Source organism: Burkholderia sp. 22PA0106, assembly GCF_047497155.1.
Lineage (GTDB): Bacteria > Pseudomonadota > Gammaproteobacteria > Burkholderiales > Burkholderiaceae > Burkholderia.
Genome location: NZ_CP163162.1, coordinates 2,407,164 through 2,423,735, shown reverse-complemented (window position 1 = coordinate 2,423,735; position 16,572 = coordinate 2,407,164). Strand labels below are relative to the sequence as shown.

Genomic DNA, 16,572 nt, shown 5'->3' with positions numbered 1-16,572 from the left:
GTTGACGTCGACTCCGAGGAGACTCTGCCGCATGCCTTACTCACTGTGCCCCGCAAATCCATTTTTATTGGTGTCCACCCGGTGTGTGCACGCGCGAGACATGCGATCGGCCGTGCTTGGCCTGTTGCTGACGTTGGCCACGGGTGCCATGAGCGGGCAGGCGCGCGCCGAGGCGTTGGCCGCGCCGGATGCGCAGGCGTTTCGCGCCGACTCGACGCAGCCGCACCGCTTCGAGATCCCCGCCGGGCCGCTCGCGTCCAGCCTGAATCGCCTTGCCGAGCAGGCCGACGTGCTGTTGAGCGTGCGCGGCGAATACACGGCGGGCAAGACGTCTCGGGCGCTGCACGGCGTCTATTCGATCGACGCGGCGTTTCTGGCCTTGCTCGACGGTAGCGGCCTCGAAGCGGTCAGGCATGACGACGGCAGCTATTCGCTGCGGCCGGCGCCGGTGGCGGACCTGCGCGGTGCGCTGCCGCCGGTCGACGTGCGGGGCGCGAGCCCGGCCGATTCGATCGTGGCGCCCTACGAGGGCGGGCAGGTCGCGCAGGGGGCCGCGCTCGGCATGCTCGGCAATCGCGATTTCATGGATACGCCGTTCAGCCTGACCGGCTATACCGAGCAACTGCTGCGCGATGAGCAATCGACGAGCGTGGCCGATCTGTTGAGCACCACCGATCCGTCGGTGCGTGCCGCGATCGACGGCGGCAACCGCTACGACGCGCTGACGATCCGGGGGCTGCGCATGGAAAACAGCGAGATCGCGTTGAACGGCCTGTACGGGCTGGTGCCGAACTATCGCATCGGCACCGACCCGGTGCAGCGCATCGAATTGCTGCGCGGGCCGGGGGCGATGCTGAACGGCATGCTGCCGCAGGGCAGCGTGGGCGGCAGCGTGAACGTCGTGACCAAGCGCGCCGACGATGCCCCGCTGACGAGGCTCACGGCCGAAGCCGCATCCGGTGGCCTGGCGGGCGGCCATGCCGACCTCGGACGCCGCTTCGGCCAGGACGGCGCATTCGGCGTGCGCATCAACGCCGCGTTTCGCGAGGGCGATACGCCGATCGACGAGCAGTCGCGGCGCAACGCCGCGTTCTCGGCCGGCCTCGACTATCGCGGCCGGCGGCTTCGCCTGTCCGGCGATCTGGTCTATCAGGACGACACCATGCGCGGCGCCGCGCGCGGCTACACGCCGATCGCCGGCATCGCGTTGCCGGATGCGCCCGACCCGCGCATCAACCTCGCGCAGCCGCAGTCCTATTCGACCTCGCACAGCCTGACGACGATGGGGCGCGCGGAATACGACCTGGCACCGGGCACGACGCTGTTCGGTGCGGTGGGCGTCAACCGTTTCGGCTACGACAAGCTCGAGGACCCTGGCGCGACGCTCGTCGATGCGCGCGGCGATGCGGTCGCCACCACGAAATATCAGGATGGGCGCTCGCAAACAATGTCCGCGCAAGCCGGCGCAAGAACGCGAGTGCGAACCGGGCCGGTCGAGCATCGTCTCGTGCTGGCCGGCAACTATCAGCAGCAGACGACCTGGTTGGGACAGGCCACCTACGGCAGCTATGCGACCAACATCTATTTGCCGACCCGGCTCTCGTCGCTCGGCGACCCCGTATCGGCATCGCCGCAGGCCAGGAACAGCACGCAGATCCTGCGCAGCGTCGCGGTGGCCGACACGCTGTCCGTCGCGAACGGGCTCGTGCAGCTCACGCTGGGCTTGCGCCGCCAGCAGATCGCCAGCGCCAACTTCGCCACCTCGGGGGCCGAGACCGCGCGCTACGCGAGCGGCGCCACCACGCCGTCCGCCGCGCTGCTGATCCGACCGCTCGATCAGTTGGCGTTCTACGCGAACTACATCGAGGCGCTGACGCCGGGCCCGACGCCGCCCTCCGATGCGGCGAATCGCGATCAGGTGTTCTCGCCGTTCAGGTCGAAGCAGGTCGAGTTCGGCAGCAAGCTCGACCTCGGCCACTTCGGCGCGACTCTGGCCTTGTTCCAGATCGACGTGCCGAGCGGCGTGGTCGATCCCGTCACCAAGCTCTATGGGATGAACGGCCTGCAGCGCAATCGCGGCGTCGAGCTGTCCGGGTTCGGCCGCATCGCGCCGGGCCTGCGCGTGCTCGGCGGCGTGAGCTGGCTCGATGCGATGCTTCGCGAGACGCGGGGCGGCGCCAACGACGGCAATCGCGCCGTGGGGGCGCCCGCGCTCCAGGCCAATCTCGGCGCGGAGTGGGATGTCCCGTTCGTGCCCGGCTTCACGCTGACCAGCCGGCTGATCTACACCGGCAAGGCCTACGTGAGCCAGGACAACACCCAACACGTGCCGGCCTGGACCCGCGTGGACCTCGGCGGCCGCTACGCCACGCGGCTGTCGGGACATGCGCTGACGATCCGCGCCAACGTCGGCAATCTGTTCGACAGGCGTTACTGGCAGGCGAATCCCACCGGCTACCTGATCAACGGCATGCCGCGCACGGTCTGGCTGTCGGTGTCGACGGATCTGTAGCCGGTGCGTCGGGCCGAAGGTGAACGGATCGTTGCACGTTCCCGCGTGCGATCCGTATCCGCCCAAGACGCCGGGGTGCGGCATTGCCTCGCCGGTGTCATGAAACCGGCTCCGATCCGGGCCATCCCCTCGCGGCAGGCCGGGATCGACGGTTTTTATCTTGATCGGCGTGGAATAAGACGTTGAAGTCAGCCGTTTTCGGTGGGAGAGGGCATGCGTCGCTCTCGTTACCCCACACTACGGAGTCAACAATGTCACAAACCAAACTGTCCCGCCGCCAACTGCTCGCTACGGGTTCGATCGGTGCCGCGGGCTTCTTCGTGTCCCGTCTCGGTGTCGCGGCAACCGCACCCCGCGCGAGCGCGACCAAACTGGACGACGCCTCGATCCTCGCCTATCTCGGCGCATCGCCGCTGGCCTTGCCCGAGCTGCCGTTCGCGCAGAACGCGCTCGAACCGGTGATCTCGGCCAAGACCCTGAGCATTCACTACGGCAAGCATCATCGCGCCTACTACGAGAACCTGCACAAGCTCGTCGACGGCACGCCGCTGGCCAGCCTGTCGCTCGAGCAGATCGTGCTCGAATCGCACGGCCGCAGCGATCTCGAAGACGTGTTCAACAACGCCGCGCAGGCGTGGAATCACAACTTCTACTGGAAATCGCTGAGCCCCGTGAAAACCGAACCCGACGACAAGCTCAAGGCTGTGATCGTCAACAAGTTCGGTTCGGTGGAGGCGATGTCGAAGCAATTGATGACGGTGGCGGCATCGCAGTTCGGCAGCGGCTGGGGGTGGCTCGTGGCGGATCGTGGCGAGCTGGAGATCGTCAAGACCAGCAACGGCGAAACGCCGTACACCCGTGGCGGTCAACTGCCGCTGCTCACCATCGACGTGTGGGAGCATGCCTACTACCTCGATTACCAGAATCGTCGCCCCGACTATCTCGCGGCGACGATCGGCCAGCATCTGAACTGGAATTTCGCGTCGGCGAACTATGCGCGGATCTGAGGAAGGGCGGTTACGGCGGCGGGGTTTCGAGACCCGTTGCAGGTTCGCGAGCTTCGACGGGCAAGGGCGGCGTGATCGTCTTCGGCAAGTCGTTGCCGATCGCGCGGGCGACCCGCAGGCCGCCGCACCCGGCATCCCGCGCCATCATCACGCGCCGAGCAGCACCCCGGTGCGGATCGGGCGGGTGCCCGTCACGCGGCCGAGCGGCGCGCCGGCCGTGACGAAACGGATCGCCCGGCGCATGTAGAAAACGCCTTCCGTGCCGCTGTGCACGGTGTGCGTTGCGTCGTTCAGCGGATCGACGATATCGAACAGCGGATCGCCCACCCGAATCCGGTCGCCGGTGGCCGCGCGATGCACCAGGATGCCGCTGGCCGGCGCGTAGAACTGCTCGCTGCCGGCCAGCGGCGTCGGCGCCTGCACGAGCGGCGGCAGCGGCTTCGCCTCGCCGCGCAGCGCGCCGCGCGCACGCAGGAAATCGATGATGGCTTCGGCGTCTTGTGCGGCCGTCTCGTAGCTCACGTCGCGCTGGCCGCGGCATTCGATGGTGGTGGCGACGGTGCCGGGCGGCAACGGCGTGGCGCGGCCGAGTTCCTGGCGCAGCGTCCACCACGGCAGGCTGTGCGCCTCGTCGAAGGCCTGGCCGCCCGAATCCGTCGCGATCAGCGAGGCCTGCGCGCCGAGATAGCGGGCCAGCGGCTCGAACTGCGGCCACGCCTCGTCGCTCGTGTAGAGGTGCAGGGTGGCTTCGAGCGAGCAGTGAAGGTCGATCACCACGTCGGCGTCGAGCGACAGTTCGAGCAACGCGTGCTGAAGCGATTCGAACTCGGTGCGCGGCGTCTGCCGCGCCAGCGTCTCGCGCATCAGTTTCCGCACGGCGGCGATATTGGCCTGCGCATCGGGCCCGAGCGCGCCGTCGAGCGACGCGGCGTCGTCGACCAGCGCCTGGAAACTGCGATTGAAGTTGCGCCCGCTGGCCAGATCGAAACGGCCGATGAACTGGCCGAGCACGTGCTGGGCCAGACCGACCGGGTTGGCCACCGGCACCAGCACGATCTGCGCGGCAATTTCGTCGGCGGCATCCAGTTCCATCAGGCGGCGACGGAGCATCACGGCCACCAGCATCGCGGGCGTCTCGTCGGCGTGCAGCGCAGCCTGGATATAGATCTTCTGCCCGGCGTCGGCGGCTTCGAGCGGGCCGAAATGCAGGCTCTCGAGTTCGCGGCGCGTGCCGATCGCGGGCGAGATCAACGGGGTCGATTGCGTGTACATGGCGTGAGGAATGCTAAATAAGCGAATGGGATGGCGATGGTGTGACGTGATGCAGCGCGTTCAGTCGCCGCGCGGATCGAACGAGAAATAGCGATGGGCGATGCGCGCATAGGTGCCGTCGGCCAGCATCGAGGCGATGGCGGCGTCGATCGACGCCTTGAGCGGCGCATCGTCCTTGCGCAGCCCGATGCCCACGCCGTGGTCGCCCATCGACAGCGGCTGGCCGACCAACTGGAAGCCCTTGCCTTGCGGCGTGCGCAGGAAGCCCTGATCGGCCTCGACCATGCCCAGCAGCGCGCCGTCGATCCGGCCGGCCACGAGATCCGCGAACACGTCGTCCTGGCTCTTGTATTGCACGACGTTCACGCCGTGCGGCGCCCAGTTGGCCAGCGCATAGCTTTCGAACTGCGTGCCCGACTGCACGCCGATCCGCTTGCCGGCCAGCGAGGCCGCATCGGTGCCGAGCGCCGAGCCGCTGCGCGCCACGAGGCGTGACTTGAATTGATAGAGCTTCGACGAAAACGCGATTTGCCGGGCGCGCTTGTCGGTGATCGCCATCGCGGACAGGATCGCGTCGATCTTGCGTGCCGCCAGCGCGGGGATCATCCCCGAGAATTCCAGCTCCACCCACTTGCAGCGTGTATTCAGGCGCCGGCAGATTTCGTTGCCGAGATCCACGTCGAAGCCCTGCACGCTGCCGTCCGGCGCCTTCGAATCCATCGGCGGATAGGTCGGATCGATGCCGAAGCGCAGCACGCCCGGGTCGGCCGCCTGCGCCACGCCCGCCGCGCCGAGCAAGCTGATTGCGAACAGGCCGCCTAGGGCGGCGCGAAGAAACGGGTTCATGGTGGGGCTCTCCTTGGAACAGGCCCCGATCCTATGGTGTGCAAAATGCCGGGAAAAGTGCGGATGTCGCTATCATGATCGTTTTTTCCGATCACCGAACCATGCCCATGACGCTCGCGCAATTGCGGATCTTCTCGGCGGTGGCCGAGCAGGGCAGCCTGCGCGGCGCGGCCCGCGCGCTGCATCTGGCCCAGAGCAGCATCACCCAGCAATTGCAGAATCTGGAGCTCGAGCTCGGCGCGCCGCTGCTGACGCGCACCAATCGCGGCATCGGCCTGACCGTGTTCGGCGAGCGCCTGCTCGCGCGCGCCGGCGCGATCCTCGGCGAATGCGAGCGCACCGAGGACGAGATGCGGCAATTGCGGGGCGAGTTCACCGGCAGCGTGACGTTCGGCATGACCACCGAGCCGATGATCCAGACCCTCGCGCCGGTGCTCACGCAATACTGCGAGCGCTTTCCGCGCGTGTCGATTCATCTGGTCAACGGCACCTCGCGCAAGATGATCTCGTGGTTGCGCGACGGCACGCTCGATTTCGCGGTGGCGCTGGTCGGCGCCAGGACGGACGCGTCGGACCTGGCGGTCACCGCGCTGTTTCCGGCCGACCCGGTGGTGGTGTGCCGGCGCGAGCATCCGCTTCGGCATGCCCGCACGCTCGCCGAGCTGGCGCGGTGCGACTGGATCGCGACGCGTCAGCCAGGGGCGACCACGGCGCCGCCCGTCAATCGGCTGACCGACATGTTCGCCGCGCAGGGTTTGGCGCCGCCGCGCATCGTGGCCACCACCGAGGCGCTGTTCGACACGCTGCATCTGATCGTCGAAACCGACTGGCTGTCGCTGGAGCCGTCGATCGTCACGCGGCATCGGCTGTTCGGCGGCGAGCTCGCGTCGATCGATATTGCCGAGCGGGCCGCCGCATCGACCGTCAGCCTGCTGCAACGGGCCAGCGTGCCGCTCACGCCCGCCGCGCAGGAGCTGGCGACGATGATCGCGTCCTATGCGCGGATGACGCGGGCCTGAGCGGGCCCGCCGTTTAACGGGGGCCGGACGTGTCGATTCAACGCGGTTTCAGAAAAACCAGCATTTGAAACGGGTCCTGCAGGAAATTGTCCGTTCCGACGATGTCCCATTCCTGCCAATGGGTGCGGATGTAATCGAGCGAGATCGACGTATCGCCGTACGTGATATCGCCGTCGACGGCGTCACGATTGTGCGGCGTATAGGCAAAGCCGCGTGTGGCGTGATCGCGCTTCATTTGCTTGCGATCGACCTTGTTTTGCGCCTCGTCGTGGTGATCCCAGTAGGACAGCGGCCGTACGGTGATGACCATCAGGCCGTCCTTCCTGACCGACTTTCGGCAGGTACTGAGCGCCGCGGCGGCAGCCCGCTCGGACAGGTGCGTGAAGACCGAGAACGAGTAAATCAGGTCGAACGTGGTATCGCCGAACGGGAGTGACGAAGGAAGATAATCGGAAACGGCGAGATTCGCCCGGACATTGCTTTCCCGGCACAAGTCGATCGAGAGTGGCCACGGATCGCAACCGTAGATGTTTTCCGGTGCGGTGAATTTGTACATCAGGCGTATCAGCCGTCCCCATCCGCAGCCGAAATCGAGGATCTGCGCATCGTCCAGCCCGCGACCATTGAAACGCCGATAACCACTCTCGAGCGCACGAACGAACGCGCAGCTCTGCATCAGCAAGGGATAGCCGGACGAGCCCGTCCAGGAGATCTGAACGTCGTCCGGCGCCATCGCCGGAATCGCGGCTCGCACCTCGGCATATTCGGGCGGGACGTAATTCAGCATGTCCGCAACGATATCGATCGGCATCGATCGGAGTGCTTGATAAACGGCAGCGTGATCCTTGCCCGCTTGCGCGAGCACTTCGTAGAAATCCCTGCGGTCCATTGTCGTCCTCGTCGTTATCGTTGGCCGACGATAATACCGCGTCAAAATGAGGTTTCGCGATCGTGCCGGGGCCTTTCGCGTTCGTGCTGTGAGAACAAAAAGAAGCGATCGGTTTTGACGATTCGGCCACGGTTCATATTCCCGACGACGCGCCAATCAAGACCATGACCCCTAGGGTTTACTTTGATTCGGACCTTGCGCTGTTCAAGGTATCTGACGCCCCCGATTGCGTCGAGAAAAAAACGCATCCTGCACCGCCTTCTGCGCCGGCGTGCCCCACAGCGCACCCACGCCCTGTCGGCATCCTCACGGTTCATGGCGTGCTTGCCATCGCCGCAGGGCGCGACGATTTTCGGCCGGAGGGAATGGCTCGACGAGCCGAGCATGGCAGGCGAGCGAGGAAAGGTTTTACGGATTCCTGAGCGATTCTTCGTCGATTTCGCTCAGATTCATGCCCTTCGTTTCGCGCGAGAAATACAGCAGGATGCCGCCGAGCAAGGCCGCCGCGATCGAGAAAACGATGATCGAGGTGGACATCGAGATCGCCAGGTAATTCATGGTGGTGAGCGTAATGAAGGGCGCCAGGCCGCCGCCGATCACGCCGAAGTTGTACAGAAACCCCACCCCCGATGCCCGCACGTCGCGCGGCAGATTCTCGGTGAGAATCGTGCCCCAGATGCCCGATGCGCCAACCAGGAAGAACCCGCTCAGGAACGCAAAAATATAGGCCAATGCCGGATTGCCCGTGGTGAGCACGAGCCCGGCAACGCTCACCGAGCCGATGCCGATCATCGTGGAAATCGCCCAGCGCCGGCCGAGTTTTTCCGCGATGAAGCCGCTCGCGACAAAGCCCAGAATCTGGCCGATTGCCGACGCCATGGCCACGCCGCTGACGAACGAGGCGGGAAGATTCATGTTGCGCAAGTAGGTGGGCAGCAAGGCTTGGAACGGCCAGTTACCGAAGCAGAGCACGAACATCAGGACTGCGAGGTAAAAGACGCGTCCGGGGTATTCGGTGAACAGCTTGACGATGGGGTTCTTCCTGGTTTGATGAGCGGCCGTCGCTTGAGCCTGCTTCCACGCTTCCGATTCGGGTACGCAGAAAATGATGAACAGCCCGAGGATGAGTGCGGGAGGCAGCCCGACGAAAAACATGCCGCGCCAGCCGAACGTCGGGTAGACGAACTCGTACGCGAGCGCCGCGCCGATGGTGCCCAGCCCCCAGCCGGTGTCGAGAATGCCGATGCCGATCGCGCGGTATTTCTCGGGCCACGACTCCGCCACCATCGCGGCGCCGAGCGAAAACCCGGGCGCCATGCCGAAGCCGAGCAACAGGCGAAACACCGCGAGCGAAGCGAAACTCCACGACAGCCCGGTCGCGACCGCGCCGGCGGTGAACCAGGCCAACGTGATCAGCAACGGGATCTTGCGGCCGATTCGGTCGCTCAGGCCGCCGAACGCGAGGCCGCCGATCCAGCGCACGCCGTAGGTCGCCAGCAGCAGCAACGATGCCGTCGACAGCGCCACATCGAACGCATGAGCAATATCTTTCAGGACGAACGTGATGGCGAGGAAGTCGAGGGCATCGTTGACCCAGACTCCCCACGCGGCGATCAGGACGCGCCATTGCGCGCCGGTGATCTCGCGATACCAGCGCGTCTTGCTCCTGGTTCGTCGATCCAAAGCGATTTCCGAAGGCATGGTGTCTCCCTGTGCGATGTTGGTGTGCGAGAAATGTAACCGGTCTCAAATTGAGAATCAATGCGTCTGCAAGCCAAATGCATGGGACCTAGGGTAGATACCTATCCTATTGAATCATTTGGATAAAAAATTGAAATTTGCCGATGAGGCGGGGCGATGCTCGATTGGTACCGATTTCAATCGTAGGATTTTTTCACGTGATCGATACCTGCGGCGGCGGTGGCTGGGGCAGGTCGGATCGACGTGATGAGGCAGTCGGCGGGGCGGCCGTGCGGATGTCGCGGGGAAAAGCGGCGTTCACGTCGCCGCTTCGTGCATCGCTGTCAGCGGCCGGCGAGAGCCGCCGGCGGGGCCGACGAGGCCCGGATGATGATTTCGGCGTCGCACTCGATGCTCGCGAGGGTGCCTGCGCCCGAGAGCGATTCGAGGATCATCCGCGCGGCCTTGCGGCCGATTTCCGCGCTCGGCACGCTGACCGTCGTGATCGGAATCGGCAGTTCCGACATGACTTCGAAATCGTCGAAGCCGGCGATCGTCAATTCGTTCGGCACGTCGTAGCCCGATTTCGCGGCTTCGAGCATCGCGCCGATCGCGAACGTGCCGTTGCCGCAAATGATCGCGGTGGGCGGCTGGGGCGTGCTCATGATCTGCGAAAACAGTTTGCGGCCGACGCCGACGCCCCAGAATCCCTCGGCCATGTGCGCCGCGGAAATGCCGAGCCCGTGCTCGGCAAGCGCATCGCGCACGCCCTCGCGGCGCGCCCACGCGCGGTCGTTGGAATCGGCGGTTTGCGACAGCATGGCGAAGCGGCGGTGCCCCAGGCCCAGCAGATAGGTCGTGAATTCGAAGAACGCCCGGCGATTGTCGATGCCGACGCAAAGATGTTCGCTGTCCTTTCGATAGGTGAACGTATTGACGTACGGCACGCCGCGCTGGGCGAGCGTGGCGTAAAGGTCGGGATGATGGGATTCGCCGACCAGCACGACGGCGTCGACGCCGCGTTCGAGCATGTTGCGGATCTGGTTGTACTCGCGTTGCGTGTCGTATTGCGAGCAGCCGAGCAGCAGCGTATAGCCGGCGGATTCGAGCGCTTCCTGCAGTTCCTGGATGGCGGTGGCGAAGTGCTCGTTGGAAACGGTCGGGAACACCGCGCCGATCGTGCCGGTCCGCTGCGTGGCGAGCGCCCGCGCCGCGGCGTGCGGCACCCAGCCCAGATGATTGATGGCCGCCGCGATGCGTTCCCTGAGCTCGTTCGAGACGGCTTCCGGGCGATTCATCATGCGCGAGACCGTCGCGGATGAGACGCCGGCGAATCGTGCGACGTCGCGGAGGGTGACGCTGGTGGTGGATCGAGGCTTTCTCGATTCCGTTGCGGCTTCAGTCGTCGATTTTGCTTTGGTCATGCATGGCCCGGGCGATTTCGCGGTTGGCCCCGATTATAACGAGCCGAATCTGCGCTCGGGCGGCGGTTTTGGAGGAGGGCTGCTGCTGTCGGTGGCGCGGTGTGGAGGTGAATCGCGAGGAAAAGGTACCGGTTACAAAATAGCCATCCAACTTGGGATTTTTCAGTGATGGCGGATTTGAAGCGCTAAAAGGTCGTTATGGCTTGGCTATTCAGGGTTATCCCTCGGCTCGTGGATAAATACTTGAATGCGTATTTGAGACCGGTTACATTGCAGCCGACATGCCGCATGTCGGTCCCGGTCAATCAGCCATTCAACGCCCTATGCAACGAATTACACCTGACGAAGCCGCAGCGCTGCTGCGCACTGGCGATTCACTTCTCATCAGCGGATCGGGCGGCGGCCATGCCGTGCCCGAGGCCTTGCTGGCGGCGGTCGAGCGACGCTTCCAGAACGAACGGCAGCCGCGCGCCCTGACCTCCATCAGCGTCGTGGGCATCGGCGACCGTGTCTCGCTGGGCGCCTGCCACCTCGCGCACGATGGCTTGCTGAAGCGGGCCATCACCGGGGCCTTGATCGATTCGCCGGGGTTGCTGAAGATGGCCGCCGAAAACCGGATCGAGGCTTACACGCTCCCGCAAGGCGTGCTCTCGCAGTTGATGCGGGAAATGGCGGGCGGGCGGCCCGGGCTGATCACGAAAACCGGCTTGCATACCTTCGTCGACCCGCGCCAGCAGGGTGCGCGTCAAAGCCCGATGACCGAGGAGCCGCTGGTCGAGGTGATCGAACTCGACGGCGAGGAATGGCTGCGCTTCAAGCCGTTCCCGATCGATGTCGCGTTCCTGCGCGGCACGACCGCCGACGAGGACGGCAACGTCACCATGGAGCAGGAGGCCGTGCTCGGCGAGATGATCGCGATGGCGCAAGCCACCCGCAGGGCAGGCGGTGTCGTCATCGTGCAGGTCAAGCGCATGGCCTGCCGGGGCACGCTGCCGCCGAAGCAGGTCAAGATTCCCGGCATCCTGGTGGATTTCGTGGTGGTCGATCCCGAGCAGCGCCAGACCTATGCGACGGACTACGATCCGAGCTACGCCGGAGAATTGCGCGTGCCGCTCGACGAAATCAAGGCGCTGCCGTTCGGCGCGCGCAAGGTAATCGTGCGCCGTGCCGCGATGGAGCTGTATCCGGGGGCGGTGTGCAATCTGGGGGCGGGCGTCTCCACCGGGCTGTCGACCATCGCGGCGGAAGAGGGGCTGCTGGATTCGGTAGTCCTGACCAACGAGCAAGGCCTGATCGGCGGCGCGCCGATCACGGGCCGCGATTCAGGCGGCGCGCAGAATTTCTCCGCGATGATCGAGCAGACCTCGCAGTTCGATTTCTACGATGGCGGTGGCCTCGATCTCGCGTTCCTGTCGTTCGCGGAAGTCGATGCGAAGGGCAATGTGAACGTCAGCCGGTTCGGCGACAAGATCGTCGGCGTGGGCGGCTTCATCAATATCAGCCAGAACGCGAAGCGCGTGATTTTCAGCGGCACCTTGACCGCCGGCGATCTCGATGTTCAGTGGGAAGGCGGCCGCACGCAGATCGTTCGGGAAGGCAAGCATCGGAAATTCGTCGATTCGCTGGAGCAGATCTGCTACAGCGCGGCGCTCGCGCACGGCAAGGGCAATACGGCGTTGTTCGTCACGGAGCGCGCGGTGTTCCGCGTCAATGCCGATGGCCTGGAATTGATCGAAGTGGCGCCCGGTATCGATATCGAGCGCGACATCTTTGCTCAGATGGATTTCCGTACACCCGTCGCCAAGGACCTTCGCGAGATGGACGCACGCCTGTTTTCAGCCGACCTGATGGGCATTGCCGGCGAAACCCTGCGCCGCGAACGCCGCTATCGATCGGAGCGTGTCGCGCAATGGTATCGGAGCCACGAATGAGCCCGGCTTCGTCGATCACCGGCCGCACGCGTTTGTACGCGATCGTCGGCGACCCGATCGAGCAGGTGCGCTCGCCGCAGGTGTATTGCGAGGCGTTCGCGAACGCGGGCGTCGATGCGGTGCTGGTGCCCATGCATATCGCATCCGGCGAAATTCACGAGGTATTGCCCGCCTTGCTCAAGCTGAAGAATCTCGATGGCGTGCTGGTCACCGCGCCGTTCAAGGCCGACGCGCGCGCGATCGCCGCCGAGGTGCATCCGCGCGCCCGGCGTGTCGGCGCGGTCAACGCGTTGCGGCGAGGTGCGGATGGCCGATGGTTCGGCGACATGTTCGACGGCGAAGGCTTCGTGCGCGGCATCTTCGCCCATGGCCATGCGGTGAAGGGGCGGCGTGCGCTGGTGCTGGGATGCGGCGGGGCGGGCGCGGCCATCGCCGGTGCGCTGATCGACGCCGGTGTGGGCGCACTCACGCTGTTCGACCCCGACGAACACCGCGCGCGGAACGTTGCGCAACGCTTGTCGAACGATGCCGGTGCGTGCGAGGTCGTGGCAGGCAGCGCGGATGCCGCTGGCAAGGACCTGATCGTCAACGCGTCGGTGGTCGGCATGCGCGATTCGGATGGCCTGCCCGCCGAACTGGGGCCGCTGGCCGCCGACGTGCTGGTGGGCGATGTCGTGCTGCGGCCGGCGGATCATCCGACCGCTTTGATCAGGCATGCAAAGCAATCTGGCTGCCCCGTCGTGACCGGCACCGACATGCACACCGGCCAGATCGCCGCGATCCTCGATTTTTTCGGCATTCGTGCCGCTTGATCCATCTTGGGAAAACCCGACCATGTCGATTCTCGGTTCGGCCGTCGTTCTGATCTGGAATGACGTCGTCGATAGTGCGCGCGGCCAGTTTTATGAATGGCACAACAAGGAGCACATTCCCGAGCGCTTTGCGCTCAAGGGTTTCATGCGCGGCAGACGCTATCGCGGCGCGGATGCTTCCCCGGAATGGTTGACCGTGTATGAAGCGGCCGATTTGAGCGTGCTGACCGGCCCGGCCTATCTGGCACGCCTGAACAACCCGACGCCGGCCACGCTGGCCACGGTCGCGCATTTCCGGAACACCACGCGATCGCTCTGCCGGATCGAATACTCGGTGGGCGAAAGCAGCGGCGCCTACGCCGTGACCATGCGGCTCAAGCAGGACGCTGCCGCCAGCGGCGATCTGAAGGGCTTCGTCGCCACCCGCGTGTTCCCCGGCGTGCTCGACCGGGGCGACGTGGTCGCCGCTCATTTGTTCGCGACCGATCTCGATGCCAGCAACGTCGAAACCCACGAAGCGAAACAGCGTGGCGGCGCGGGCGATTTGCCGGCTCGCGTCGCCGTGGTGGAGTGCACGACCGAGGACGGTGCGCGTGCGGCGGCGCAAGAAATGCGCGATGCCGGCTGGACGAGCATTGGCGTGACGTGCGCCGCGCCCCAGGTCTATACGCTCGAAATCAGCCATCTGAGCCCATCGCTCTGATGGCTGGTCAACCTCAATCTAATGGATAGTCATCATGAAATTGGTACGGTTTGGTCCCGTTGGCCAGGAACAGCCGGGGCTGCTCGATGCCGACGGCAACATTCGCGACCTGTCGCAGCATTGCGGCGATTTTGATCCGTCGTTCTTTGCCGGCGGCGGCATCGCGAAGCTTCGCAGCCTGGATCTGACGGCGCTGCCGATCGTCGGCGGCACGCCGCGTTATGGCTCGTGCATCGCGCGTCCGGGGAATTTCATCGCGGTCGGCTTGAACTACGTGCAGCACGCGATCGAAACCAACGCGCCGATTCCGCAGGAACCGATCCTGTTCAACAAGGCCCCCTCGTGCATCGTGGGGCCGAACGACAAGGTGCTGCTGCCGCTGAAATCGGCCAAAGCGGATTGGGAAGTGGAAATCGCGCTGGTGATCGGCAAGCGTGCGCACAACGTCGGCGAAAGCGACGCGCTCGATTACGTCGCCGGTTATTGCGTGTGCAACGATGTGTCGGAACGTGCGTTCCAGCTCGAGCAGGGCGGCCAATGGGTCAAGGGCAAGATGGCGCCGACATTCGGCCCGCTCGGGCCGTGGCTCGTGACCGCCGACGAAATCGACGACGTGCAGAACCTGCCGTTGTGGCTTGAACTGAATGGCGAGCGCATTCAGAACTCGTCGACGTCGGACATGATTTTCCCGATCCGCAAGCTGGTGTCGTATATCAGCGAATTCGTCATGCTCGAACCGGGCGACGTGATCACGACCGGTACGCCTCCGGGCGTCGGCCTCGGCATGAAGCCGGAAAAATACCTGAAGCCGGGTGACGTGATGAAGCTCGGTGTCGAGGGCTTGGGTGTGCAGCAACAGACGGTCGGCCGCTGGGGTGACCAGCATGACTGAGGCCAGACGCAACGGATACTGCTTCGACGATCTCTACGTGGGCATGACGTTTCGCAGTCCTGGCCGAACCATCACGGATGCCGATCTGGTCGGCTTCGCGGGGTTGACTGGCGATTTCTCCGAACTGCACACGAGCGACGTCTATGCGAAGCACAGCCAGTTCGGTCGCCGCGTGGCGCACGGGATGCTGGGCCTCGCCTACGCGCATGGCCTGATGTGGGCACGCACGGGCGAGCTGCGAGACACCGCCATTGCGTTTCTCGGCATCAACGACTGGAAGTTCGCCGCGCCGCTGTTCGTTGGCGATACGATGTTCGTCAACTATACGATCCGGGAATTGCGCGACAGCAAATCGAAGCCGACGCAGGCCATTGCGCTGTTCGACGTCGAAGTCGTAAATCAGAGCGGCGAGGTGGTGCAGCGCGGCACCAAGGCGCTGCTCTGTTCGAAAGCGCCGCTCGCGGCGGTCGAGCAGTCCGCCTGATTCCTGTCGTTGGCGCGGCTTTGACAGGGCGAGCTTCATGCTTCCGTTCCTGGCAACCCGGTTGCCGATTTCCTGCGTGTCTGTGTGTGCGCGCCGGCCGCCGCGGCCGTGCGCGTGCCTTCGTATTGCAACTCTCGGGTGGTGTCGAGAATGAAGCGCCGCAGCCACGCGTTCTGAGGGTCGTCGTTGCGCGACGCCTTCCAGACCATGAACACACGAAATGCCGGTGTGGTGATGGGGACGGGGCTGACGGTCAGTCGCGCGATGCGCGCGTAGGCGTGCGCGGCGAAGGTGGGCAGGGTGGCGATCGCGTCGCAGTAAACCAGCGAAGCGAGCGCGCCCGAGAAGTGCGTAAACGACGCGCTGACGCGCCGCGGAATGCCCTCGCTTTCCAGCAGGTCGTCGACGAACCCCCGCCGGCCGTCGCGCGACACGCGCACGTGAGGATGCGCCAGATATTCATCGCGCGTGATCGGGCTCTTGATGTGAAGCCGCGGGCCGTCGTACAGGCACGAGTACGACGACGAGAACAGGATCTGCGATGAGTAGTGCGAACTGAGCGCCTTCGGCTCGGACACCAGCGCCAGATCCACCGCGTCGTCGGCCAGCGCCGATTTCCACAGCGTGCTGTTGGTTTGCAGGAACGCGAGGCTGATCGACAGATTGCGCGCGGCCCCTTCATTGACGAGCATCGGCGAGACGCAGCTTTCGATATCGTCGGACAGCGCGATATTGAACACGCGCGCCGAGGTTTCCGCCGCGAACGGCGCCTTGCCGTCGATCATGACCGCGATCGCGGCCAGGGCTTCGGTCACCTTGGGCGCCAGTTCGAGGGCGCGCCGGGTCGGGATCATGCCGCCCTCGCCGCGCACGAACAACTCGTCGCCGAAATTCTCGCGCAGCCGCCGCAACGACGAACTGACCGCGCCCTGCGTCAGATTCAGGATCTCGGCGGCACGCGTCACGCTGCGCTCGCCCATCACGCACTGAAACACCACCAGCAGGTTCAAGTCCAGGCGGCTGATATTAGCCACGTTAATGACGCTCATTTTTATCAATCGTTTGATTAAAGCAAGGGCTCATTTAACACTGGCGCCGGCA

At 64.9% G+C, this 16,572-nt stretch carries 15 protein-coding genes; 9 read left to right on the top strand and 6 right to left on the bottom strand.

Features of this window, described 5'->3' with window-relative positions; translation table 11 throughout:
- Nucleotides 1-100 precede the first annotated feature (100 nt).
- Nucleotides 101-2,512 carry a TonB-dependent siderophore receptor gene (locus AB4850_RS10325; RefSeq protein WP_414439723.1) on the top strand — a complete coding sequence of 804 codons (2,412 nt, stop codon included), beginning with the start codon at nucleotides 101-103 and terminating at the stop codon, nucleotides 2,510-2,512.
- Nucleotides 2,513-2,763: 251 nt separating this feature from the next.
- Nucleotides 2,764-3,519, top strand: a complete 756-nt coding sequence (locus AB4850_RS10320) for a superoxide dismutase (RefSeq protein ID WP_414439722.1) — start codon at nucleotides 2,764-2,766, stop codon at nucleotides 3,517-3,519.
- A 147-nt stretch (nucleotides 3,520-3,666) separates the two neighbouring features.
- Here the strand turns inward: AB4850_RS10320 and AB4850_RS10315 are convergent, their stop codons facing one another.
- Both AB4850_RS10315 and AB4850_RS10310 read right to left on the bottom strand, forming a co-directional pair.
- Nucleotides 3,667-4,791: a succinylglutamate desuccinylase/aspartoacylase family protein gene (locus tag AB4850_RS10315; protein ID WP_414439721.1), complete on the bottom strand. Its 1,125-nt coding sequence runs from the start codon at nucleotides 4,789-4,791 to the stop codon at nucleotides 3,667-3,669.
- Nucleotides 4,792-4,851: 60 nt separating this feature from the next.
- A complete protein-coding gene (locus AB4850_RS10310) occupies nucleotides 4,852-5,637 on the bottom strand; it encodes a transporter substrate-binding domain-containing protein (RefSeq protein ID WP_414439720.1) in 786 nt (261 codons plus the stop codon).
- 101 nt (nucleotides 5,638-5,738) lie between these two features.
- Here AB4850_RS10310 and AB4850_RS10305 point away from each other — a divergent pair, with 101 nt between their 5' ends.
- Complete coding sequence (locus tag AB4850_RS10305) at nucleotides 5,739-6,656, top strand: LysR substrate-binding domain-containing protein (protein ID WP_414439719.1); 918 nt, start codon at nucleotides 5,739-5,741, stop codon at nucleotides 6,654-6,656.
- A 37-nt stretch (nucleotides 6,657-6,693) separates the two neighbouring features.
- Here the strand turns inward: AB4850_RS10305 and AB4850_RS10300 are convergent, their stop codons facing one another.
- From AB4850_RS10300 to AB4850_RS10290, 3 genes are all read right to left on the bottom strand, one after another.
- Complete coding sequence (locus AB4850_RS10300; protein WP_414439718.1) at nucleotides 6,694-7,545, bottom strand: class I SAM-dependent methyltransferase; 852 nt, start codon at nucleotides 7,543-7,545, stop codon at nucleotides 6,694-6,696.
- A 408-nt stretch (nucleotides 7,546-7,953) separates the two neighbouring features.
- A complete protein-coding gene (locus tag AB4850_RS10295) occupies nucleotides 7,954-9,228 on the bottom strand; it encodes an MFS transporter (protein ID WP_414439717.1) in 1,275 nt (424 codons plus the stop codon).
- Nucleotides 9,229-9,569: 341 nt separating this feature from the next.
- Nucleotides 9,570-10,526 carry a substrate-binding domain-containing protein gene (locus AB4850_RS10290; protein WP_414439716.1) on the bottom strand — a complete coding sequence of 319 codons (957 nt, stop codon included), beginning with the start codon at nucleotides 10,524-10,526 and terminating at the stop codon, nucleotides 9,570-9,572.
- On the opposite strand from AB4850_RS10290, the gene AB4850_RS10285 reads away from it, so the two are divergent.
- From AB4850_RS10285 to AB4850_RS10260, 6 genes are all read left to right on the top strand, one after another.
- Nucleotides 10,525-10,818, top strand: a complete 294-nt coding sequence (locus AB4850_RS10285) for a hypothetical protein (protein ID WP_414439715.1) — start codon at nucleotides 10,525-10,527, stop codon at nucleotides 10,816-10,818. The genes AB4850_RS10290 and AB4850_RS10285 overlap by 2 nt on opposite strands.
- Before the next feature lie 154 nt (nucleotides 10,819-10,972).
- On the top strand, nucleotides 10,973-12,580 hold the full coding sequence (locus AB4850_RS10280; RefSeq protein WP_414439714.1) for an acyl CoA:acetate/3-ketoacid CoA transferase: 1,608 nt from the start codon (nucleotides 10,973-10,975) through the stop codon (nucleotides 12,578-12,580).
- The gene (locus tag AB4850_RS10275) at nucleotides 12,577-13,392 is read left to right on the top strand and encodes a shikimate dehydrogenase family protein (protein WP_414439713.1); all 816 of its coding nucleotides are present in this window, start codon (nucleotides 12,577-12,579) and stop codon (nucleotides 13,390-13,392) included. Before AB4850_RS10280 ends, AB4850_RS10275 begins: the two co-directional genes overlap by 4 nt.
- A 22-nt stretch (nucleotides 13,393-13,414) precedes the next feature.
- Nucleotides 13,415-14,095, top strand: a complete 681-nt coding sequence (locus AB4850_RS10270; RefSeq protein WP_414439712.1) for a hypothetical protein — start codon at nucleotides 13,415-13,417, stop codon at nucleotides 14,093-14,095.
- A 34-nt stretch (nucleotides 14,096-14,129) separates the two neighbouring features.
- Nucleotides 14,130-14,987, top strand: a complete 858-nt coding sequence (locus tag AB4850_RS10265; protein ID WP_414439711.1) for a fumarylacetoacetate hydrolase family protein — start codon at nucleotides 14,130-14,132, stop codon at nucleotides 14,985-14,987.
- Nucleotides 14,980-15,471, top strand: coding sequence for a MaoC/PaaZ C-terminal domain-containing protein (locus AB4850_RS10260; RefSeq protein WP_414439710.1), 492 nt, complete (start codon nucleotides 14,980-14,982; stop codon nucleotides 15,469-15,471). The genes AB4850_RS10265 and AB4850_RS10260 overlap by 8 nt, the downstream gene beginning before the upstream one ends.
- A 35-nt stretch (nucleotides 15,472-15,506) precedes the next feature.
- On the opposite strand, the gene AB4850_RS10255 is transcribed toward AB4850_RS10260, so the two are convergent.
- Nucleotides 15,507-16,520 (bottom strand): LysR family transcriptional regulator, encoded by a 1,014-nt coding sequence (locus tag AB4850_RS10255; RefSeq protein ID WP_414439709.1) that lies wholly within the window; start codon nucleotides 16,518-16,520, stop codon nucleotides 15,507-15,509.
- Between the last annotated feature and the right edge of the window lie 52 nt (nucleotides 16,521-16,572).

Coding starts and splice junctions, on each gene's coding strand:
- AB4850_RS10290 (WP_414439716.1), bottom strand. CDS start 10,526: ATGATGAATCGCCCGGAAGCCGTCTCGAACGAGCTCAGGGAACGCATC.
- AB4850_RS10275 (WP_414439713.1), top strand. CDS start 12,577: ATGAGCCCGGCTTCGTCGATCACCGGCCGCACGCGTTTGTACGCGATC.
- AB4850_RS10300 (WP_414439718.1), bottom strand. CDS start 7,545: ATGGACCGCAGGGATTTCTACGAAGTGCTCGCGCAAGCGGGCAAGGAT.
- AB4850_RS10280 (WP_414439714.1), top strand. CDS start 10,973: ATGCAACGAATTACACCTGACGAAGCCGCAGCGCTGCTGCGCACTGGC.
- AB4850_RS10305 (WP_414439719.1), top strand. CDS start 5,739: ATGCCCATGACGCTCGCGCAATTGCGGATCTTCTCGGCGGTGGCCGAG.
- AB4850_RS10325 (WP_414439723.1), top strand. CDS start 101: ATGCGATCGGCCGTGCTTGGCCTGTTGCTGACGTTGGCCACGGGTGCC.
- AB4850_RS10285 (WP_414439715.1), top strand. CDS start 10,525: ATGCGCGAGACCGTCGCGGATGAGACGCCGGCGAATCGTGCGACGTCG.
- AB4850_RS10260 (WP_414439710.1), top strand. CDS start 14,980: ATGACTGAGGCCAGACGCAACGGATACTGCTTCGACGATCTCTACGTG.
- AB4850_RS10315 (WP_414439721.1), bottom strand. CDS start 4,791: ATGTACACGCAATCGACCCCGTTGATCTCGCCCGCGATCGGCACGCGC.
- AB4850_RS10255 (WP_414439709.1), bottom strand. CDS start 16,520: ATGAGCGTCATTAACGTGGCTAATATCAGCCGCCTGGACTTGAACCTG.
- AB4850_RS10310 (WP_414439720.1), bottom strand. CDS start 5,637: ATGAACCCGTTTCTTCGCGCCGCCCTAGGCGGCCTGTTCGCAATCAGC.
- AB4850_RS10320 (WP_414439722.1), top strand. CDS start 2,764: ATGTCACAAACCAAACTGTCCCGCCGCCAACTGCTCGCTACGGGTTCG.
- AB4850_RS10270 (WP_414439712.1), top strand. CDS start 13,415: ATGTCGATTCTCGGTTCGGCCGTCGTTCTGATCTGGAATGACGTCGTC.
- AB4850_RS10265 (WP_414439711.1), top strand. CDS start 14,130: ATGAAATTGGTACGGTTTGGTCCCGTTGGCCAGGAACAGCCGGGGCTG.